Annotated in this window: 18 protein-coding genes and 1 tRNA gene; 13 read left to right on the top strand and 6 right to left on the bottom strand. The window is 68.1% G+C overall.

Annotated elements, in window-relative coordinates:
- The first annotated feature begins 116 nt into the window (after positions 1 to 116).
- Together WMK75_RS14445 and WMK75_RS14440 are read left to right on the top strand one after the other, a co-directional pair.
- Positions 117 to 1,142, top strand: coding sequence for a putative sulfate exporter family transporter (locus WMK75_RS14445; protein WP_347268339.1), 1,026 nt, complete (start codon positions 117 to 119; stop codon positions 1,140 to 1,142).
- 3 nt (positions 1,143 to 1,145) lie between these two features.
- Positions 1,146 to 2,105 carry a phosphate acetyltransferase gene (locus WMK75_RS14440; protein ID WP_347268338.1) on the top strand — a complete coding sequence of 320 codons (960 nt, stop codon included), beginning with the start codon at positions 1,146 to 1,148 and terminating at the stop codon, positions 2,103 to 2,105.
- On the opposite strand, the gene WMK75_RS14435 is transcribed toward WMK75_RS14440, so the two are convergent.
- Both WMK75_RS14435 and tpa read right to left on the bottom strand, forming a co-directional pair.
- Positions 2,062 to 3,561, bottom strand: a complete 1,500-nt coding sequence (locus WMK75_RS14435) for a PLP-dependent aminotransferase family protein (protein ID WP_347268337.1) — start codon at positions 3,559 to 3,561, stop codon at positions 2,062 to 2,064. The two genes, WMK75_RS14440 and WMK75_RS14435, sit on opposite strands and share 44 nt — an antisense overlap.
- Before the next feature lie 72 nt (positions 3,562 to 3,633).
- Positions 3,634 to 5,013 (bottom strand): hypotaurine--pyruvate aminotransferase Tpa, encoded by a 1,380-nt coding sequence (tpa, locus tag WMK75_RS14430; RefSeq protein WP_347268336.1) that lies wholly within the window; start codon positions 5,011 to 5,013, stop codon positions 3,634 to 3,636.
- Between the two features lie 320 nt (positions 5,014 to 5,333).
- On the opposite strand from tpa, the gene WMK75_RS14425 reads away from it, so the two are divergent.
- The 8 genes from WMK75_RS14425 to WMK75_RS14390 all read left to right on the top strand — a co-directional run bounded on the left by WMK75_RS14425 (position 5,334) and on the right by WMK75_RS14390 (position 13,446).
- Entirely contained in the window at positions 5,334 to 6,542 is a 1,209-nt protein-coding gene (locus WMK75_RS14425; protein ID WP_347268335.1) for an ABC transporter substrate-binding protein, read from the top strand.
- Between the two features lie 74 nt (positions 6,543 to 6,616).
- Positions 6,617 to 7,471, top strand: a complete 855-nt coding sequence (locus tag WMK75_RS14420; RefSeq protein ID WP_347268334.1) for a branched-chain amino acid ABC transporter permease — start codon at positions 6,617 to 6,619, stop codon at positions 7,469 to 7,471.
- A gap of 3 nt (positions 7,472 to 7,474) precedes the next feature.
- The gene (locus WMK75_RS14415) at positions 7,475 to 8,446 is read left to right on the top strand and encodes a branched-chain amino acid ABC transporter permease (RefSeq protein WP_347268333.1); all 972 of its coding nucleotides are present in this window, start codon (positions 7,475 to 7,477) and stop codon (positions 8,444 to 8,446) included.
- Between the two features lie 2 nt (positions 8,447 to 8,448).
- A complete protein-coding gene (locus WMK75_RS14410) occupies positions 8,449 to 9,216 on the top strand; it encodes an ABC transporter ATP-binding protein (RefSeq protein WP_347268332.1) in 768 nt (255 codons plus the stop codon).
- The gene (locus tag WMK75_RS14405) at positions 9,213 to 9,917 is read left to right on the top strand and encodes an ABC transporter ATP-binding protein (RefSeq protein ID WP_347268331.1); all 705 of its coding nucleotides are present in this window, start codon (positions 9,213 to 9,215) and stop codon (positions 9,915 to 9,917) included. Before WMK75_RS14410 ends, WMK75_RS14405 begins: the two co-directional genes overlap by 4 nt.
- An 11-nt stretch (positions 9,918 to 9,928) precedes the next feature.
- Positions 9,929 to 11,185: a Zn-dependent hydrolase gene (locus WMK75_RS14400; RefSeq protein WP_347268330.1), complete on the top strand. Its 1,257-nt coding sequence runs from the start codon at positions 9,929 to 9,931 to the stop codon at positions 11,183 to 11,185.
- Positions 11,185 to 12,666 carry a M81 family metallopeptidase gene (locus WMK75_RS14395; protein ID WP_347268329.1) on the top strand — a complete coding sequence of 494 codons (1,482 nt, stop codon included), beginning with the start codon at positions 11,185 to 11,187 and terminating at the stop codon, positions 12,664 to 12,666. Before WMK75_RS14400 ends, WMK75_RS14395 begins: the two co-directional genes overlap by 1 nt.
- A 9-nt stretch (positions 12,667 to 12,675) precedes the next feature.
- Positions 12,676 to 13,446: an FCD domain-containing protein gene (locus WMK75_RS14390; protein ID WP_347268328.1), complete on the top strand. Its 771-nt coding sequence runs from the start codon at positions 12,676 to 12,678 to the stop codon at positions 13,444 to 13,446.
- 23 nt (positions 13,447 to 13,469) lie between these two features.
- Here the strand turns inward: WMK75_RS14390 and WMK75_RS14385 are convergent.
- Positions 13,470 to 13,553: transfer RNA gene (locus WMK75_RS14385), tRNA-Leu, on the bottom strand.
- A 142-nt stretch (positions 13,554 to 13,695) separates the two neighbouring features.
- Entirely contained in the window at positions 13,696 to 14,193 is a 498-nt protein-coding gene (gene ssb / locus WMK75_RS14380; RefSeq protein WP_347268327.1) for a single-stranded DNA-binding protein, read from the bottom strand.
- A gap of 208 nt (positions 14,194 to 14,401) precedes the next feature.
- On the opposite strand from ssb, the gene WMK75_RS14375 reads away from it, so the two are divergent.
- Positions 14,402 to 15,046 carry a lytic transglycosylase domain-containing protein gene (locus WMK75_RS14375; RefSeq protein WP_347268326.1) on the top strand — a complete coding sequence of 215 codons (645 nt, stop codon included), beginning with the start codon at positions 14,402 to 14,404 and terminating at the stop codon, positions 15,044 to 15,046.
- 37 nt (positions 15,047 to 15,083) lie between these two features.
- Here WMK75_RS14375 and WMK75_RS14370 read toward each other — a convergent pair whose 3' ends face one another.
- Together WMK75_RS14370 and hemB are read right to left on the bottom strand one after the other, a co-directional pair.
- Positions 15,084 to 15,656: a YSC84-related protein gene (locus tag WMK75_RS14370; protein WP_347268325.1), complete on the bottom strand. Its 573-nt coding sequence runs from the start codon at positions 15,654 to 15,656 to the stop codon at positions 15,084 to 15,086.
- 68 nt (positions 15,657 to 15,724) lie between these two features.
- Complete coding sequence (hemB, locus tag WMK75_RS14365) at positions 15,725 to 16,723, bottom strand: porphobilinogen synthase (RefSeq protein WP_347268324.1); 999 nt, start codon at positions 16,721 to 16,723, stop codon at positions 15,725 to 15,727.
- 156 nt (positions 16,724 to 16,879) lie between these two features.
- Here hemB and WMK75_RS14360 point away from each other — a divergent pair, with 156 nt between their 5' ends.
- On the top strand, positions 16,880 to 17,440 hold the full coding sequence (locus WMK75_RS14360) for a hypothetical protein (RefSeq protein WP_347268323.1): 561 nt from the start codon (positions 16,880 to 16,882) through the stop codon (positions 17,438 to 17,440).
- Between the two features lie 36 nt (positions 17,441 to 17,476).
- Positions 17,477 to 20,947, top strand: a complete 3,471-nt coding sequence (gene mfd, locus WMK75_RS14355; RefSeq protein WP_347268322.1) for a transcription-repair coupling factor — start codon at positions 17,477 to 17,479, stop codon at positions 20,945 to 20,947.
- The last annotated feature ends 72 nt before the right edge of the window (positions 20,948 to 21,019 follow it).

Raw genomic sequence — 21,019 nt, 5'->3', positions numbered from 1 at the left:
CATGCGCCCGCAAAAAGGCGCCCTCTGACCAGCCCCCGGCCCGAAAGGGCCGGGGACGGCAGACAATACCGGTGCGGGACAAGCCCGCACCGGAACCTTCCTGGCGGTGACAGAAGATGATTTCCACCCTGATTCCTTCGCGCGGCTTCCTCGAGGACGCCTTTCCCGGATTCGCGGTCTCGGTTCTGGTCGCGGCTACGGCGCAATTCCTGTCTGACCATTACGGCGCGCCGGCGATGCTGCTGGCGCTGCTTCTGGGCCTGGCCCTGAACTTTCTGGCCGAGGACGGCACCAAGACCGCGGCCGGAGTAGCCTTTACCGCACGCACCGTGCTGCGGCTGGGCGTGGCGCTGCTGGGCGCGCGCATCTCGGTTGACATGCTGGCGGCCCTTGGCGCGCGCTCGATCGCGCTGGTGGTGGCCGGGGTCGTCCTGACCATCGTCTTCGCGCTGTTCGCCACGCGCTTTGTCGGGCGCAGCTGGCGCTTTGCGCTGCTGACCGGCGGCTCGGTGGCGATCTGCGGCGCCTCGGCGGCCATGGCGATCGCCGCCGTCCTGCCCAAGCACGAGAAATCGGAACGCGACCTGGTGTTCACCGTGCTGTCGGTCACCGTGCTGTCGACCATCGCCATGGTGGTCTATCCGATGCTGGTCGATGTCTTCGGCTTTACCGACCGCGATTCCGGCGTGTTCCTGGGCGGCACCATCCATGACGTGGCGCAGGTGGTCGGGGCGGGCTTCTCGATCAGCCCCGAGGCCGGTGAGACCGCGACCCTGGTCAAGCTGATCCGCGTGTCGATGCTGGCGCCGGTGGTGCTGACCATCTCGCTGGTGATCCGCATGCGCGGCCTGGCCGACAGCGCCGACAGCAAGGGTGGCAAGGCGCCGCCGGTGCTGCCCAGCTTTGTCCTGGGCTTTCTGATCCTGGCGGCGCTGAACAGTTTCGGGGTGATCCCGAAGTCGGTATCCGAAGTGGCCGGCCAGGTGTCGCGCTGGGCGCTGTTGATTTCGATCGCGGCGGTTGGCATCAAGACCTCGCTGAAGAAAATGCTCGAGGTCGGCGGCGGCGCCATCGCGCTGATCGTGGCCGAGACCGTCTTCCTGGGCGCCTTTATCGTCACCGGCATGCATTTCCTGGGGTAGGACATGAAACCGCTTGAGCGCATCTTCCAGACCGCACGCGAGCTTGATCGCCACATCATCCTGTCCGAGGGCGCCGACCCGCGGGTGGCCGAGGCCGCCCGCCGGCTGAGCGCCGAGGGTCTGGCGCGCATCACCCTGATGGACGGGCCCGAGATCCCCGGCGTGCGCACGATTGTCGCCGCCGAGGCCCCGGACCTGCCGGAACTGGCCGGGCACTGGCACCAGATGCGCGCCAGGCGCGGCATGACCGCGGAACGCGCCCTGGAAGAGATGCGCGATCCGATCCGCCAGGCCGCCATGCGGGTGCGGCTGGGCCAGGCCGACGGCACCGTGGGCGGCGCGGTCGCCACCACTGCCGACACCGTGCGCGCGGCGCTGCAGATCATCGGCCGCGCTCCGGATGCCGCCATCGTCTCGAGTTTCTTCGTGATGTTGCCCGGACGGGACGATGCACCGCTGCAGCAGGGGGCGATCTTTTCCGACTGCGGGCTGGTGATCGCGCCGGACGCGCGCGAACTGGCCTCGATCACGCTCTCGGCGGCGCAAAGCTGCCGGCTGCTGCTGGGCCAGACCCCGCGCGTGGCGATGCTGAGTTTCTCCACCGCCGGCTCGGCCGAGCATTCCAGCCTTGGCCGCATCCGCGAGGCGCTGGCCATGGTGCGCGAGGCGGCGCCCGACCTTGAGGTGGATGGCGAGATGCAGTTCGACGCGGCGCTGGACGATGCCATCCGCGCCCGCAAGGCGCCGAAAAGCCCGCTGCGGGGCCAGCCGAATGTCTTCATCTTTCCCGACCTGGCGGCCGGCAATATCGGCTACAAGATTGCCGAGCGCCTGGGCGGGTTCAGCGCCATCGGCCCGATCCTGCAGGGGCTGGCGCGGCCGGCCAACGACCTGTCGCGCGGCTGCTCGGTCGAGGACATCATCGCGGCGACGGCGGTGACGGCGGTGCAGGCGCGCGGCTGAGCGCGCCCATCGCCTCGCCGATGCGGCGGATGCCCTCTGGGATGCGCGCCGCCGAGATCGAGGAATAGGCGAGGCGATAAAAGCCGTCGCCGCGCGCCGGATCGGCAAAGAAGGGCGTGCCCGGCTCGATCAGCACGCTTTGCTGCTTCAGCGCCGCCGACAGCGCCGGCGCGGCGATGCCCGGGGGCGTGGCCAGCCAGAAGCTTGAGCCGCCATTGGATTCGGGTGCGGCCAGGGTCAGCCCCTCTGCGGCGATGGCGGCGGCCATGACGCGGCGGCGCTCGCCATAGGCGCGGCGCATGCGGTTGATCTGCGCGTCGTAATGGCCCAGCGACAGGAAATGCGCCAGCGTGCGCTGCATGTGGCCGGGCGGGTGGCGCAGGCTCATGCCGCGCAGGGCGCGGGCCTCGGCGACAAAGCGCGGATCGGCCACGACATAGCCCAGCCGCACCCCGGGAAACACCGATTTGGAGAACGAACCGATATAGACCACCGCCCCGGCCCGGTCGATGGCCTTCAGCGCCGGAGAGGGCGCGCCGGCGAAGGACATCTCGAATTCGTAATCGTCCTCGATCACCGCGAATCCCTGCGCCTGCGCCCGCGCCAGCAGTGCCTTGCGCCGCGGCAGCGGCATGGTCGAATTGGTCGGGCACTGGTGGCTGGCGGTGGTAAAGACCGCGGCCACGCCCGGCGGGATGGCGTCGGGCGGCAGGCCATGGGCGTCGACCGGCACCGGCAGGACGCGGGCGCGGCTGGCGGCCAGGATCTCGCGCTGACCGGGATAGGAGGGGTCCTCGACGGCGCAGGCGGTGCCGGGCGCCAGCAGCACCTGCGCCACCAGCCACAGCGCGTTCTGCGCCCCCATGGTCAGCAGGATCTCGTCGCGCCCGGCGCTGATGCCGCGCCGGGGCAGGATCAGCCGGGCGATGTGATCGATCAGTTCCGGGTCGTCGGCGTCGTAAAGATCGCCGGTGACGGCATCGAACTCGCGCCGCCCCAGGGTGCGCATGGCGCAGTCGCGCCAGGCGGCGTGATCGACCAGCGCCGGATCGGCCTGGCCATAGACGAAAGGATAGGCGTAGCGGCGCCAGTCGCCCTCGCGGTCGGAACGCTGCGCGGCGCGATAGCCGCCGTCCAGCTTGCCGTCCCAGTCAAAGCGGGCCGGCGCGGGATCCAGCGGCCCCGCCTCGAGCCGGCGCTCGATGCTGTCCGAGATGAAATGCCCCGAACGGTCGCGCGAGGCGAGGTAATCGGTCGAGACCAGTTCGGCAAAGGCCTGCGCGACGGTGACGCGCGCCACGCCCAGATGCCGGGCCAGCGCCCGGGTCGAGGGCAGCTTTTCCCCGGCGCGAAAGCGCCCCGCCGTCACCGCGGCGATGATCTGGCGCCGCAGTTGCACCTGTAGCGGCAGGTCGCCGGCACGATCGAGGAAAAAGGCGTCGGCAGGTATCGTCATGGCTTATGCGCGGCGGCGATCGGTGCCGATCAGGCACCGAAGCCGGCCGCGGTGCAAGCCCCGCGGCTGCGCTCAGCCAAAGACCTTGGTCAGCGCCTTGTCGATGGCGCCGGTGATCTGGTCGATGTCATCGGCGGTCGAGATCAGCGCCGGCGACAGGCAGAGCGTGTTGTTGAAGCCCGGCAGCGAGCGGTTGGTGGCGCCGATGATGACGCCCTGCGCCAGACAGTCGGCGACCACCGCCTGCACCTTCTTTTCGTCCGCCGGTTCCTTGCTGGCGCGGTCCGCGACCAGTTCGGCGCCGCAGAACAGGCCCTTGCCGCGCACGTCGCCGATGATGCGGTGCCTGTCCATCAGCGCGTTCAGGTTGCCCATCAGCCGCTCGCCCATGGCGGTGGTATTGTCGAGCAGATCCTCATCCTCGATGATGCGCATGTTCTCGAGCGCGGCGGCGGGGCCGGCGGTGCAGCCGCCAAAGGTCGAGATGTCGCGGAAGAAGCTCATCCCGTCCTCGGGCGCGTCCTTGAACTGCTCGAAGACCCGCTCGCTGGTGACGGTGCAGCTGATCGCGGCATAGCCCGAGGCCACGCCCTTGGCCATGGTGACGAAATCGGGCTCGACGCCGTATTGCTGATAGCCGAACCACTTGCCGGTGCGGCCAAGCCCGCAGACGACCTCGTCGATATGCAGCAGGATGTCGTATTTGCGGCAGATCTCCTGCACGCGCTGCCAATAGCCCTCGGGCGGGGGGACGACGCCGCCGCCGGCGGTCACGGGTTCCAGCACCAGGCAGCCGATGCTGTCGGGGCCTTCGCGCAGGATCACCTCCTCGATGGCGTCAGCGGCGCGCTCGCCATAGTTTTCCACATCCCATTGCTTGCGGTATTCAAGGCAATGCGGCACGCGGATGAAACCGTCGGGGAAGGGGCCGTAATCGGCGGCGCGCTGGTCCTGGCCCGAGGTCGCCAGCGTGGCGATGGTGGTGCCGTGATAGTCGCGGTCGCGATACAGCACCTTCCACTTCTTGCCGCCGTGATGGCGGGCCGACATCTGCCGCACCATCTTGTAGACCTTCTCATTCGCCTCGGAACCCGAGTTCGAATAATAGACCCGGCTCATGCCCGGCATCTTCTCGATCAGGCGCTGGGCAAAGACCGCGCCCGGCACGGTGCCGGCGGCGCCGGCGAAATAGTTCAGCTTGATCAGCTGGTCGCGCACGGCATTGGCGATGCTTTCGCGGCCGTAGCCCACGTTCACCGTCCAGACCCCGCCCGAGACCGCGTCCAGATATTCGCGGCCTCTGGCATCCCACAGGCGCATGCCCTTGCCCTCGACATAGACGCGCGGATCGATGCTTTCATATTGCTTGTGCTGGCTCAGGTGGTGCCAGACATGGGCGCGGTCGGCCTCGACCACATGGGACATGTCATTGGGGTTCAGATCGAGCGTCATGGCGGACTCCTTGGCAGGGGGTTTCCCCATGACTGCGCCGGATCGCGGCAAAGGGATAGTGCCAGATCGGCGCCATATATGGGGCCAGTTGCCGGCGCGGGGTCGAATCGCCATGCTTTCGGACCGCGGCGCGCAAGATGTCGAACCCGTGTTTCTGCGCTGCGAAACTTCATGCCGCAGCGCAGGATTGCGGCTATGCGGCTGTTTTTCAACGAAACCGCAGATGTGTCTTAACAGTGGACAGACAATCATATCTATCCGTATAGTTTTGACAGTTGCCGCGCAGAACGATCATCGCAACATCAACGACAGGGGTCCACATGCTCAATCGTCGCAAATTCCTGACCACATCCTCGCTTGCCGCCGCCGCGCTTGCCGCGCCCGGGCTGCTGCGCCATGCCCGCGCCGCCGAGGCGCTGAAACTTGGCGTGCCGGTGCCGATCTCGGGCGCTTTCGCCGCCAATGGCAAGTTCGCCTCGATGGGCGCGCTGCTGGCCGCCGAAGAGGTCGGTGCCGCCAGCGGGCTGCAGGTCTCGACCCTCGATCTGGACACCGAGGGCAAGCCCGCCACCGCCGTGCGCAAGGTGCAGGACGCGCTGGCCCAGGACGGGGTCAAGCTGTTCGCCGGCGGCATCCTCTCGTCGGAATCGCTGGCCATGGGCAAGGAGGTCGAGCGCGGCGGCGGCGCCTTCATGACCACCGCCGGCGCCGACGAAATCACCGGCACCGATTGCAACAAGGCCACATTCCGCTGGTCGGTGCCGACGCATGGCGCCATCAACGAGACCGTGCGGCCGCTGATCGACATGCTGCCCGACGCGAAGAAATGGTATACGATCACGCCGCAATATGTCTTTGGCGACGGGCTGCTGAACGCCGCCAAGGCGGTCTTCGCCGAAAAGGGCATCGAGCATGTCGGCAACAGCTATCATTCGCTGACCGACAAGGAATTCAGCGGCTATCTGACCAATGCCATCGCGGCGCAGCCTGATGTGCTGCTCTTGCTGAACTTCGGCTCGCAAAGCTCGGACACGCTGCGCCAGGCGGTCAGTTTCGGCCTGAAGGAGCGAATGACCATCGTCGTCGCCTGGGCCTCGGGGCTTGAGCAGTTCGAGGCGCTGGGCCCCGAGATCTGCGAAGGCATCTATTTCGGCGCGCAATACTGGCACGGCGCCGATGTGCCGCTGAACCGCGAACTGGTGAAGAAGGTGCAGGAAAAGCACGGCATGAACCCGAACTATTCCCTGGCCGGCAGCTATATCGTCAGCAAGCTGCTGCTCGAGGCCGCGGTCCGGGCCGGCTCGGCCGAGGGGGCGGGTGTGATCGGCCAGCTGCAGGGATTGAAATACCAGGGCCTGACCGGCGAGGAGGAGATCCGCGCCGCCGATCATCAGGTGCTGAAGGACTATTACCTGCTCAAGGGCAAACCCAAGGCCGAGATGGCCGACAAGGACGACTATGCGGCGATCATCAGCCAGGGCAAGTCCTTCCTGTCGCCCGAGGAAGCCGGCTGCAAGATGCCCGCCTGAACCCCCGACTGCCCGCGCGGGCCATCCAGCCCGCGCGGGGTCCTTTTGTTTCGCCACCTCAAGGGGGAAAGCCCGTGATCTACCTGTTCCAGGTGCTGAACGGCATCGGCCTGGGGATGCTGTATTTCCTGCTGGCCGTCGGCCTCAGCGTCATCTTCGGCCTGCTGAATTTCGTGAACTTCGCCCATGGCGCCTTTTACCTTCTGGGCGCCTATCTGACCTATGACCTGACGGCACGCGGCTTCAGCTTCTGGCTGGCGATGCCGATGGCGACGCTGATCGTGGCCGCGGCCGCCGCGGCGATCGAGGCGTTGCTTTTGCACCGCATCTACAAGCTGCCCCACACGTTCCACATCCTTGTCACCGTGGGGCTGGCGCTGGTCATCCAGGAACTGACCATCATCGCCTGGGGGCCGCTGGGCGGCTCGGTTTCGGCACCCGCGGGGCTGCAGGGCGTGGTGATCCTGGGCGATTTCATCTATCCGCAATACCGGCTGTTCACCATCGCCTTCACTGTGGTGCTGGCCGGGCTGCTGTGGTGGCTGCTGGAGGGGACGCGGCTGGGCGCCATCGTGCGCGGCGGCTCGGAATCGGCGTCGAACATGGCGCTGCTGGGCTATAACACGCTGCGCATCAACACGGCCGTCTTCGGCTTTGGCGCCGGGCTTGCCGGGCTGGCCGGGGCGCTCGCCGCCCCCATTCGCGGTGTCGAGCCCTTCATGGGCGCCGAGGCGCTTTCGGTGGCTTTTGTCGTCGTGGTGATCGGCGGCATGGGCAGCTATACCGGCGCGCTGGTCGCGGGGCTGCTGGTCGGCATCGTGCAAAGCCTGATGACCACCATCTGGCCCGAGGGGGCCAGGCTGATGATCTATGTCGGCATGGCGCTGGTCATCGCCCTGATGCCGCGCGGCCTGCTGGGGAGGGCATGAACCATGAACCCGCTTGACAAGCCTTTTGCGCAACTGGCGCTGGCGCTGCTGACCGTGGTGCTGCTGCCGTTGGTCCTGAAATCGGGCATCCTCGCCACCGAGATCCTGATCTTTGCCATGGTGGTCGCGGCCTGCAACCTGTTGCTTGGCTATACGGGCCTGCTGTCCTTTGGCCAGGGCATCTTCTTTGGCGCGGGCACCTATGTCGCCGGCATCTTCCTGACGCGCTGGGCGGTGCCGGTGCCCGTGGTGCTGCTGGGTGCGGCGGCTCTGGGCGCGGTGCTGGCGGCGGCGGTGGGGTGGCTCTCGATCCGCCGGCAGGGGGTCTATTTCGTCATGCTGACCCTGGCCTTCGCGCAGATGTTCTATTTCCTCGCCTATACGTTCAGCGGCGTGACCGGCGGCGACAACGGCATCCTGGGCGTGCCGCGCCCGGCGATCGGCGGCACCGAGCTGAACGCGCCCTGGTCCTATTACACCTATGTCGCGGTCTGCTTCCTGGTGATCTTTGCGCTTCTGGTCATGGTCACGCAATCGACCTTTGGCCGCACCCTGATCGCCATCCGCGAAAACGAGGGCCGCGCCGCCGCCATCGGCTTCCCGACCCGGCTGTTCAAGATCGAGGCCTTCGCCATCTCGGGCGCGGTCACCGCCGTCGGTGGCGCGCTGCATGCCATGCTGATCGGCGTCGCGCCGCTGACCAATATCGAATACCACGCCAGCGAGCTGATCCTGGTGATGACCATCATCGGCGGCACCTCCAGCCTTTACGGCTCGGTGCTGGGGGCGGGGTTCTATCTGCTCATGGCGGATGCGCTCTCAGCGATCTGGCCGCGCTGGCTGCTGCTGCTGGGGCTGGTGCTGGTCGCCGTGGCGCTGTTCCTGCAGCGCGGCCTCTGGGGCCTGGTCGAACGCGCCTGGGACCTGGCCTTCCGCCGCGACCGCGCCCCCGCAACCCCGGCCGAGGAGGCATAGCCATGACCGACATCGCCTTGCAGACCCGCGGCCTCGGGGTGAAATACGGCAGCTTTCATGCCCTGGCCGAAGTGGATCTGTCGATCCGCCGCAACTCGGTCCATTCGATCATCGGCCCGAACGGGGCGGGCAAGACCACGCTGTTTCATGCCCTGACCGGGCGGGTGCGGGCCTCGTCGGGCCGGATCGAACTGGACGGGCGCGACATCACCGACACTTCGGACGACGACCGGGTGCGGCTGGGCATCGCGCGGTCCTTCCAGGTCACCAGCCTGTTTCCGAACCTGACGCTGCGCGAGAACCTGCGTCTGGCGGCGCAGGGCCGCAACCCCTGGCAGACGCTGGCGCCCTGGCGGCGGGCGGACTCGAATGCCGGGGTGCTGGCCATCGCCGATGAGGTGATCGCGCGGCTGGAACTGTCCGCGGTGGCCACGCGGCTTGCGGGCGAGCTGTCGCACGGCCAGCAGCGCCGGCTGGAGGTCGGCATGGCCATGGCGGCACGCCCGCGCGTCATCTTGCTCGATGAGCCCACCTCGGGCATGGGCATCGACGACATCGAGGCGATGAAGCAGCTGATCCGCGACCTTGGCCGCGACCACACCGTGCTGTTCATCGAACACAACATGGGCATCGTGATGAACATCTCGGACATGGTGACGGTGATGCGGCTGGGGCGCAAGCTGGTCGAGGGGCCGCCGGCGCAGGTGCGCGACGACCCCGAGGTGCAGCGCGCCTATCTGGGCAACATGATCACGGGGGACATCGCATGACCGCCGCACTTCGTCTGACCGATCTGCACAGCTATTACGGCAAGAGCCACATCCTGCAGGGCGTCACGCTTGAACTGGGCCAGGGCGAGATCGTGACGCTTCTGGGCCGCAACGGCGCGGGCAAAAGCACGACGCTGAAGACCGCCGTCGGGCTGATCACCCCGCGCCAGGGCCGGGTGGAACTGGTGGGGCGCGACGTGACCGGCCAGCCCGCGCATCGCATCGCCTCGGCCGGCCTGTCGCTGGTGCCCGAGGATCGCGGCATCTTCCAGCTGCTGACCGTCGAGGAAAACCTGCGCATCGCCGAGCGTCGCGGCTCTCCCTGGGCCATGGCCGACATCTATCGCATCTTTCCCCGGCTGCAGGAGCGCAGGAAGAACGGCGGCGGCCAGCTTTCGGGGGGTGAGCAGCAGATGCTGTCGATCGCGCGCGCGCTTCTGAATGGTCCCAAGGTGCTGATGCTCGACGAGCCGGTCGAGGGGCTGGCCCCGGTCATCGTCGATGAGCTGGTGGCGCAGATCCGCCTGATCCGCGAGGCCGGCGTGCCGATCCTGCTGGTCGAACAGAACCTTGCCGTCTGCAGCCAGCTGGCCGACCGCCATTACATCCTGGAACTGGGCCAGATCGTGCATCAGGCCAGCGCCAGTGAATTCCGCGCCCAGCCCGAGATCATCGACCGCTATCTTGGCGTCAAGGCCTGAGGGAAAGCACCATGTCCAACCTGAACATCGATTCCGCCCGGCTGTGGGACAGCTTGATGGAAACCGCCGCCATGGGGGCGACGCCCGACGGCGGCATCGCCCGGCTGACGCTGTCCGAGGACGACCGCCGGGTGCGCGACTGGCTTTCGGCGCAATGCGCCGCGCTGGGCATGAAGATGGTGGTCGACGAGGTCGGCAACATGTTCGCCACCCGCCCCGGCACCCGCCCCGATCTGCCCGCCATCGCCATGGGCAGCCATCTGGACACCCAGCCCACCGGGGGCAAGTTCGACGGTGTGCTGGGCGTGCTGGCCGGGCTTGAGGTCCTGCGCACCCTGGATGCCGCCGGTTTCCAGACCGAGGCGCCCTTGATGCTGGTCAACTGGACCAATGAGGAAGGCTCGCGCTTTTCCCCGGCGATGCTGGGCTCGGGCATCTGGGCCGGGGTCTACAGCCGCGATTATGGCGATGCGCGCGCCGATGTCAGCGGCGACACATTCGGCGCCAGCCTCGAACGCATCGGCTATCGCGGCACGGTGCAGGCGGGCGCGGTCCGGTTCGGCGCCATGTTCGAGCTGCATATCGAGCAGGGCCCGATCCTTGACGCCGAGGGCATCGAGATCGGCGTCGTGCAGGGCATCCAGGGCATGCGCTGGTTCGAGCTGGTGCTGACCGGCACCGCGGCGCATACCGGCTCGACGCCGATGGGCATGCGCAGGAACGCGCTTCTGGGCATGGCGCGGGTGATCGAGGGCATCGACCGCATCGCCAAGGACCATGCGGACGCCGTGGGCAGCATCGGCTTTCTGGAAATCAGCCCCAATTCGCACAATGTCATCCCCGGCGAGGTGCGCGCCACCATCGACCAGCGCCACCCTTCGGACGCGGTGCTGGACCAGATGCAGCGCCAGACCGAGGAACTGGTGCGGGCGGTCGCCGCCGATCTGGGGCTGGAGGCGCGGCTGGAACAGATCTCGGGCACGGCGGCGGTGGTGTTCGATCCCGAATGCATCGCCTCGGTCCGGGCGGGGGCGCGGGCGGCGGGCAAGACCACGCGCGACATCATCTCGGGCGCCGGCCATGACGCCGCCCACGCCGCGGCGGTGGCGCCGACGACGATGATCTTTGTCCCCTGCGAGGGCGGGCTCAGCCACAATCCGGCGGAATCGACCCTGCCAGAGGAATGCGCCGCCGGCGCGCAGGTGCTGCTTGAAGCCGTGCTGGACTATGACCGGCGCCGGGCCGAGGCGCGCAAGGGGGCCGTGTGATGCGACTGGTCCTGGCGCGCCTGAACCACGAGACGAACAGCTTCTCGCCGGTGCCGACGCCGCTGGCGGCCTTCGCGCCGAAATGGGGCGAGGCGGCGCGGACCGCGGCTGCCGGCTATCCGGCGGCGCTGGGGGCCTTCGCCGCCTATGCCGAGCGCATCGGCGCCAGCGTCGCGGTGCCGCTGGTCGCCCATGCCATGCCCTCGGGCCCGGTCGAGGACGATGCGTTCGAGGCCATGGCGCAGGCGATCCTTGCCGCCGTGGCCGCGGGCTGCGACGGCATCTTGCTGGATCTGCACGGCGCCATGGTCACACGTAGCCATGACGACGGCGAGGGTGAGCTGCTGGCCCGCATCCGCACTGCCGCGCCCCTGGTGCCGATCGGCGTGGCGCTGGACCTGCATGGCAACATCACCCAGAGGATGCTGGACAATTGCGACGTGATCGTGGGTTTCAAGACCTATCCGCATGTGGACATGGTGGAAACCGGCGAGCACGTCTGCCGGCTGTTCGATCCGCTGTTGCGCGGCGCGGCGCGGCCGGCGATGGCCTGGTGCCATCCGCCGATGCTGGCCGCGACGCTGTGCATGAACACCACCACCGATTGCGCCATGACCGATCTGGTGGCGCTGGCCCGGCAGGCGGAATCCCGACCCGGCGTGCAGGCGGCGACGGTCTTTGGCGGCTTTCCGATCGCCGATCTGGCTGAATGCGGCCTGTCCATCGTGACGGTGGCCGATACACCGGCGCTGGCGCAGCAGATGGCGCGGGACCTCGCGCAGGAGGCGTGGCGGCGGCGCGCCGAATATGTCTATCACCAGGAACCGCTGGCGGATTCCATCGCCCGCGCCGCGGCACTGGCCGATGGCGCGGCGCCGGTGCTGTTGCTGGATCACGGCGACAACTGCATGTCGGGCGGCAGTTGCGACGTGATGGATGTGCTGGAGGAACTGTTGCGCCGGGGCGAGAGCGGCATCCTGGTCGGTCCCATCGCCGATCCGGAAACCGTGGCGCGGCTTTTCGCCGCGGGCGAGGGGGCGGAGCTGGAGATCGGCCTTGGCAATAAAAGCCCGGCCGCGGGCCTGCCGCCGCCGCCGCCGCCGCTGCGCCTGAGGGGTCGGGTCACAGCGCTGTCGGACGGGCGCTACCGCGTGCGCGGCCCGATCTATCACGGCCAGGAACTGTCGATGGGCCGTGCCGCCGCCTTTGACACAGGTGCCGCACGCATCGTCATCTGCGAGACCCCGCATGAGCCGCTGGACCTGGGCTGTTTCGAATGCCTCGGGCTGGACGCTACCCGGGCGCGCTATCTGCATCTGAAGTCGCGCATGTATTGCCGCCCGGTCTTTGAGCCGCTGGCGCGCGCCGTGGTGGAATGCGCCAGTTCCGGGGTCACCAGTTCGGACCATGATCTCTTTGCTTTCCAAAAGCTCACCCGGCCCATATATCCGCTGGACCCGGAAACTCGCTGGAAAGGCTGAAGGACGGCGATGGAGCAACGCGCGCCGGCAGGCAAGGATCGCAGGCTAACCCGCATCAAGCTCTCGGACCAGGTGGCCGAGGATTTGCGCCGCCGCATCGCCCGCGACGGCATGCGCCCCGGCGACCGCCTGCCGCATGAACGCGCGCTGATGGAGCATTACGGCTGTTCGAAAAGCACCATCCGCGAGGCGCTGAAGGCGCTCGAGGTCGAGGGGCTGGTCAGGATGCTCTCGGGCCCCAATGGCGGGCCCGAGATCCAGCACGCCTCGATCGACATCGTCGCCACGCAGCTGCGGCAATACCTGCATTTCCAGAAGCTGGACTTTGCCCATGTCTATGAGTTGCGCAAGTCGCTGGAGGTCAGCCTGGCGCGCAATGTCATCGGCCGGCTCAGCGACGAGCATTTCCGCCGGCTGGAGGAAAACATCGCGCTATGCGAGGCGGCCAATGCCGCGCGCGACCGCGCCCTGGTGCGCCGGGCCGAGACGCAGTTTCACGACATCCTGTGCGAGGCCTCGGACAATGTGATCCTGGTCTTCATGTGTCGCTTCCTGAACAGCATGCTGCGCGATCTGGTCAGCTACCGCAGCGAAAGCATGCGCGAGCACGAGATCTTTGGCGAGGCGAACATCGCCAGCCACCGCGCGCTGCTGGTGGCGCTGCGCGCGGGCGACGCCGACGCCGCCGAGCGCATCATGCGCGAGCACATGTGCTGCGCCGAAAGCTACATGCGCCGGCTGGACGCCTCATTCCATTCGGATCTGCTGAGCCGGTTCTGAAACGTCGGCCCGCTCGAAGGCGCTGGTAGGGGTAGGGAGACTCGAACTCCCACGCCTTGCGGCGGAGCATTTTGAATGCCCTGCGTCTACCATTCCGCCATACCCCCATGGCGCCTTCCTGCGCGCCGGCCTGCCGGCCGCCGCATTCCGACCCTGGCCCCCGCGCGGCGGGAAAGCCTTGGCCTCGCGCGGGTTTATCGCAACCCGCAAGGGCGGCGCAAGCCTTCTGTGGCCCTTGCGCGGCCGGTCTCAGAACGGGATGTCGTCGTCGAAGTCGGGCCGGTTCTGGGACTGGCCGCCGCCCGCCGAACCGCCGCCAAAGCCGCCACCCGACTGGCTGCCGCCAAAACTGCCGCCGCCGTAGCCCTCGTCGCGGCCGCCGCCACCGCCACCGGCGCGGCCGTCAAGCATGGTCAGTTCGCTGCGGAAGGGGCGCAGCGCCACCTCGGTCGAATAGCGGTCGTTGCCCTGCTGGTCCTGCCATTTGCGGGTCTCGAGCTGGCCCTCGACATAGATCTTCGCGCCCTTCTTCAGATATTGCTCGGCCACGCGCACCAGCGGCTCGGAATAGATGGTGACGGTGTGCCATTCCGTGCGTTCGCGGCGCTCGCCGGTGTTGCGGTCCTTCCAGGTCTCGGAGGTGGCGATGCGCAGGTTGGCGACCTTGCCGCCATTCTGGAAGCTGCGGATTTCCGGGTCCTGACCCAGATTCCCGATCAGGATGACCTTGTTCACGCTGCCTGCCATGTGCCGGTTCCTTGTTCATGCCGCATCTTACGCGCGGGTGTAGCCCAGCCCCGGCCGCCGGGGCAAGTGAAATGCCACCGCCCGTCATGCGCGGAAATCCGCCGAAAATCCGCCCGCGCCGGGTGGCCAAGAATCCGCTTGCGGTGACGCGCCGGCTTTGCGCTATAGTGCGGGCAAAAAAGCAGACCGCATGCATGAGGGATCAGTGATGCTTTCACGCGATCGGGCGCCCTGGCGCCGGCTGGGACGGGTGCTGGTCACCCTGGCGCTTTCGCTTGGACTGGCCGCGCCGGTGGCCGCCGATGGGTTGCGCATCACCAAAACCGGCAAGTCTCGCATGGCGCAGTTCCAGCGCCAGATCCGGGTGATGGATAGCCGCCTGGCCGGCCAGTATCAGCAGTCGGCCCGCCTGCGTCCCGACGGCGCCTCGAGCAAGAGCGTGATCGAACTGGACATCGCCACGGCCATCCCCGCCTATCGCGGCAGCCGGCGCAGCCAGTATCTGCCCCATGCCCGTGCGGTGGCGCGCAAGCATGGCGTGCCCGAGGATCTGTTCCTGCGCCTCGTGCAGCAGGAATCGGGCTGGAACCCCTCGGCGCGCTCGCACAAGGGGGCGCGGGGGCTGGCGCAGCTGATGCCCGGCACCGCGGCGCGGCTGGGCGTCGATGCCGGTGATCCGCTGCAGAACCTGGAAGGCGGCGCGCGCTATCTGCGCATGATGTACAACACCTTCGGCAGCTGGCGGCTGGCGCTGGCGGCCTATAACGCCGGGCCGGGGGCGGTGACGAAATACGGCGGCGTGCCGCCCTATCGCGAGACGCGCAACTACGTCCGCATCATCCACGGCGGCTAGGCGGGCAGGGGCCGCGGTGCCGCCGCGGCCCGCAGCCTCAGAAGGTCGAGGGGATGATACGGGTGTATTTCGTACCCGCGATCGAGGCCCCGGCCATCAGCCCGGACTGGCCAAAGATCAACGCCACCACCGGCTGCTGCGCGGTGATCGTGTCCGTGCCCAGCGACAACCCGCCGGCCGGCATCGCGAAATAGGCCCCGGCCTCGGCCACCCAGCCCGGCGCGCGGCGAAACTCGGCCAGCGCCGCATCGGTCTGGAAGATCAGCACATGTGCATATTGCTGCGCGCCGATCTGGAAGCCGACGCTGGCCTGGGCGGCGGAATAGTAATCCACCGTCACATTGTTGATGCGCAGCGCGCCCTGGCCGTAGGCGCCGCCGATGCCGAATCCGGCCTCGGTCATCAGCGGCATGTAGAGCACGCCCTTGGCGCCTTCCAGCATGGGCGCGACATTGGGATAGGTGCGCAGCAGGAAGGTGCGCGTCGCGTCCACCCGCGCATCCAGCCGCGAGGGCGCGTCCTGGCCGATGGCGTTCGAACAGCCCGCCAGCCCCAGCGCCGCGCCGCCCAGCAACAGCAGGCGCCGGTTCGGCCCGTTTGCATTCATCATCTTCGCCTCGTTTCCTGATCGGCGGTTGCCCCGCCTTGAACCTTGGAATGGTAGGCAGTTTTCCCGGCTCATGCCAGCCTTTCGGCCGCAAGCGGCGCGTGATAGGTCAGGATGCCGTCGCAGCCGGCGCGGCGAAAGGCGAGCAGGCTTTCCATCATCACCTCGCGCGGCAGCCAGCCGTTGCGGATCGCGCCTTCAAGCATCGCGTATTCGCCGCTGACCTGATAGGCGAAGGTCGGCGCGGCGAATGTGTCGCGCACCTGGCGGCAGATGTCGAGATAGGGCATGCCGGGCTTGACCATCACCATGTCGGCGCCCTCGGCCAGGTCGCGGGCGACGCAGCGCAGCGCCTCGTCGCGGTTCGCCGGGTTGATCTGATAGGTCTTCTTGTCGCCGACCAGCCGCCCCGAGGCGCCGACGGCATCGCGAAACGGCCCGTAGAACCCCGAGGCGTATTTCGCCGCATAGGAAAGGATCGCCACATCCTTGTGGCCCGCGCCCTCGAGCGCGGCGCGCAGCGCGCCGATGCGGCCGTCCATCATGTCCGAGGGGCCAAGGATGTCGGCGCCGCATTCCGCCTGCACCAGCGCCATGCGCGCCAGCGCCGCGACGGTTTCGTCGTTCAGGATCACGCCGTCGCGCACCAGCCCGTCATGGCCGTTGGCATTATAGGGGTCCAGCGCGATGTCGGTCATCACCGCAAGGTCCGGCGCCATTTCCTTGATGGCGCGGATCGCCCTGTTGCCGATATTGTCGGGGTCCCAGGCGCGTTCGCAGGTCTCGGTCTTCAGTTCCGGGTCGGTATGGGGAAAGATGCAGATCGCCGGGATGTTCAGCCGCATTGCGGTCTCGGCCGCGCGGCGCGCCCCGTCAAGCGTCAGCCGCTCGACCCCCGGCATCGAGGGGATCTCGCCCGCGGCCGCCGCGATCTCGGTCACGAAGATCGGCCAGATCAGGTTCGCGGCGGCAAGGCCGGTTTCGGTCGTCAGCGCGCGCAGCGCCGGCGTGCGGCGCAGCCGGCGCAGGCGGGCCTGGGGAAAGGGGGCGACGATCGGGGTCGGGGACATGGCGCGGCCTATCGGGTCTGCTCTGGGTTCGGCCCGAAACTGCACCCTTGCGCCAGGGCGCGCAACCCCCGCGGCCAAGCCGGCGCAGAATCACGGTTTTCCTTCCCGCGGCGCGCGGATAACCTGCCGCCTGCACCATCCGCAAAAGGAGCAGCCGTGCCGCGATCCGAGGCAATCCTCGCCCTGCTGGACAGCCGGTCCTTCGACTCGATCTGGTTCTGGGCGCTTGTCGTGCTGGTCTGGGCCATGGTCGGACGCCGGGTGCTGGGGGTGCCGGCGGATGTCATCGCCGGGCTGGGCCGCGCCGCGCCGGGGGACGAGGCCGCGGCGCTGGCGCTGCTCGACTGGCTGTCGCTGACCCTGCCGCGCTGGCGCCTGTCGCCGCGCGAGGGGACGGTGCTGCTGGGACTGGGCGCCTTCGCGCTGAGCGCGCTGCTGGTCCTCGGCTTTGGCTACGGGCTTGAGCTGGCGCAGGCGCTGGTGCTGCTGGTGCTGCCGCTGGCGCTGGTGCTGGTGCTGGACCTGCGACTGGCCGGGCGGCTGCGCCTGGTGCTGGCGCAGGCCGAGACCGGGCAGCCGGTGCATGAGGCCGGGCACGAGGCGGCGCGGCTGATGCGCCGCCATCGCGCCCTGGTGGCGGGCATCTCGGCGGTGGCGGTGGCGCTGACCGCGTTCTTTGCCGCGATCTGGATGATCCTGCATCCCTTCGGCTTCTGACTTGACTTCACCGGCATCGGCTTTACCTGACGGCGCATGGCAGCACATCCCGAACACCTGATCCTTTCCGGCGCGCCCGAGGGCATGGACGCGGCGCTGGTCGCGCGCGAACTGGCGCGCGGCAATCCGGTCATCCACATCGCCCGCGACGACCGGCGCATGGCGGCGATGCGCGCCGCGCTGGCCTTCCTTGCCCCTTCGGCGCTGGTGCTGGATTTCCCGGCCTGGGACACCACGCCCTATGACCGGGTCTCGCCGGCGCCGGGGGTGATGGCGGCGCGCATGGCGGTGCTGGCGGCGCTGGCACATGGGGCGCTGAAGGGACCGTTCATCCTGCTGACCACGCTTTCGGCCGCCATGCAGCGCGTGCCGCCGCGCGCCGCGCTGACCGGGGCCGGCTTTTCCGCCCGCGTCGGCGAGCGGCTGGACGAAGGGGCGCTGCGCGCCTTCCTGGCCCGCATGGGGTTTTCGCAGGCCCCCACGGTGACCGAGCCGGGCGACTTTGCCCTTCGCGGCGGCATCATCGACATCTATCCGCCGGGGGATGCGGGTCCGATCCGGCTGGACATGTTCGGCGATGTCCTGGATGGTGCGCGCAGATTCGACGCAGAATCACAGCGTTCCACTGAAAAGCTAGATGCGGTCGAGCTTGCGCCCATGTCCGAGGTCATCCTTGATGAGGCGGCGATCACCCGTTTCCGGCAAAGCTACCGTGCCGAATATGGCGGCGGCGGCAGCGATCCGCTTTACGAGGGCATCAGCGCCGGGCGCAAGATGGCGGGCATGGAACACTGGCTGCCCTGGTTCCATGCGCATCTCGAAAGCCTGTTTGACTATCTGCCCGCGGCCTCGGTGATGCTGGACGATCATCTGGAGCAGGTGCGCGACGCGCGCTGGCAGATGATCGGCGAGCAGTTCGAGGCCCGGCGCGAGGCGCTGACCCGCAAGCCCGGCACCGACACCGTCTATCGCCCGGTGCCCCCGGAGCAGATGTTTCCCGATGAGGCGGAATGGAAGGGCTGGCTGGCGGTACATCGCGTGCTGCGCCTGTCGGTGCTGCCGCAGCCGCCGGGGCCGGGGGTGCTGGACGCGGGCGGGCGCATCGGCCGCAGCTTCGCCCCCGAGCGGCAGGCGGAAACCGGCAATCTGTTCAAGGCGCTGGCCGCGCATATTCGCGAGCTTCTGGCCTCGCGCCGGGTGGTGGTCGCCAGCTTTTCCGAGGGCGCGCGCGAACGTCTGGCGGGCCTGATCGCCGATGAGGGCATCACTGGGGCCGTGCCCATCGCCGATCTGCGCGACCTGCCCGCGCAGCCCGGCGCGCTGGGGCTGGCGGTCTGGCCGCTGGACGGGGGCTTTGTCTCGGACGGGCAGGCCACGGGCGCGCTGGCGGTGATCTCGGAGCAGGACGTGCTTGGCGATCGGCTGATCCGCGGGGCCAGCAAGCGCCGCAAGGCCGAGAATTTCCTGCGCGACACCACGACGCTGACCCCGGGCGATCTGGTGGTGCATGTCGAACATGGCATCGGCCGCTATACGGGCCTTGAAACCGTGATGGCGCTGAAGGTGCCGCATGACTGCGTGGCGCTGGAATATGCCGGCGGCGACCGGCTGTATCTGCCGGTCGAGAATATCGAGCTGCTCAGCCGTTACGGGCACGAGGAGGGCCTGCTCGACAGGCTGGGCGGCGGCGCCTGGCAGGCGCGCAAGGCGCGGCTCAAGGAGCGCATCAAGCTGATCGCCGACCGGCTGATGCGCGTCGCGGCCGAGCGTATGCTGCGTCCCGCCCCGGTGCTGGAGCCCGAGCATCACGAGATCGAAAGCTTTGCCGCCCGCTTTCCCTATGTCGAGACCGAGGACCAGGCCAGCGCCATCGCCGATGTGGCCGAGGATCTGGCCGCCGGCCGGCCGATGGACCGTCTGGTGGTTGGCGACGTGGGTTTTGGCAAGACCGAGGTCGCCATGCGTGCCGCCTTCATCGCCGCGTCCCAGGGCCGGCAGGTGGCGGTGGTGGCGCCAACGACGCTGCTGGCGCGCCAGCATTTCCGCAGCTTTGCCGAGCGCTTTCGCGGCACCGCGATCAACGTCCGGCCGCTGTCGCGTTTCGTCTCTGCCCGGGACGCGGCCGAGACCCGCAAGGGCCTGGCCGAGGGCCATGTCGATATCGTCGTCGGCACCCATGCGGTGCTGGCGAAACAGGTGCATTTCAGGCATCTGGGCCTGCTGATCGTCGATGAGGAGCAGCATTTCGGCGTCGCCCACAAGGAGCGGCTGAAGGAATTGCGCAGCGACATCCATGTGCTGACCCTGACCGCGACACCGATCCCGCGCACCTTGCAACTGTCGCTGACCGGGGTCAGGGATCTGTCGGTGATCGGCACGCCACCAGTGGACCGGTTGGCGATCCGCACCTATGTCAGCGAATTCGACAGCGTCACCATCCGCGAGGCGCTGCTGCGCGAGAAGTACCGCGGCGGGCAAAGCTTCTTCGTCGTGCCGCGTCTGGCCGATCTGCCCGAGGTCGAGGACTGGCTGCGCGAGCATGTCCCCGAGGTCAGTTATATCGTCGCGCATGGCCAGCTGGCCGCCGGCGATCTGGACGGGCGGATGAACGGCTTCTATGACCGTGGCGCCGATGTGCTGCTGGCCACCACCATCGTGGAATCCGGGCTGGACATCCCCTCGGCCAATACGATGGTCGTGTGGCGTGCCGACATGTTCGGCCTGGCGCAGCTTTACCAGATCCGCGGCCGGGTCGGGCGCTCCAAGACCCGGGCCTATTGCTATCTGACCACCCGGGCGCGGGTGCCGCTGACGCCGCAGGCGCTGCGGCGGCTGAAGTTTCTGGGTGCGATCGACAGTCTGGGCGCGGGGTTCAACCTGGCCTCGCAGGATCTGGACCTGCGCGGCGCCGGCAACCTTCTGGGCGAGGAACAGTCTGGCCATATCAAGGAGGTGGGCTTCGAGCTTTACCAGCAGATGCTGGAGGAAACCATCGCCAAGCTGAAATCCGGCGAGATCGAGGGCACCCCCGAGGACGAATGGGCGCCGCAGCTGAACCTTGGCGTGCCGGTGACCATCCCGGAAAGCTATGTGCCGGATCTGGACGTGCGGCTGGGGCTTTACCGGCGGCTGGCCGAGCTGACCGGCAAGGTCGAGCTCGAGGGCTTTGCCGCCGAGCTGATCGACCGTTTCGGCCCCCTGCCGCGCGAGGTGAACACGCTCTTGCTGGTCATCCGCATCAAGGCCATGGCCAAGCGGGCCAATATCGCCAGGCTGGATGCCGGCCCCAAGGGGGTGACGATCCAGTTCCACAATGACAGGTTCCCGAACCCCGCCGGCCTGGTCGAGTTCCTGACCGACCAGCAGGGCCAGGCCAAGGTCAGCGACAACCGGATCGTCATCCGCCGCGACTGGCCGGGCGAAGCCGACCGCATCAAGGGCAGTTTCGCGCTGGCGAGGGACCTGGCGGCCAAGGTGCGCGACGGCAAGGCCCGCAAACCCGCCTAAAGCATTTCTGTTTTAACCTGCGACATATCCTGCGGCCTTGAGATAGTTCCAGCACTCGTCTGGGTCGAAGAG

It is taken from the genome of Paracoccus sp. (in: a-proteobacteria) (assembly GCF_039808215.1).
Taxonomy (GTDB): domain Bacteria; phylum Pseudomonadota; class Alphaproteobacteria; order Rhodobacterales; family Rhodobacteraceae; genus Paracoccus.
This window is presented reverse-complemented; position numbering and strand designations above follow the sequence as displayed.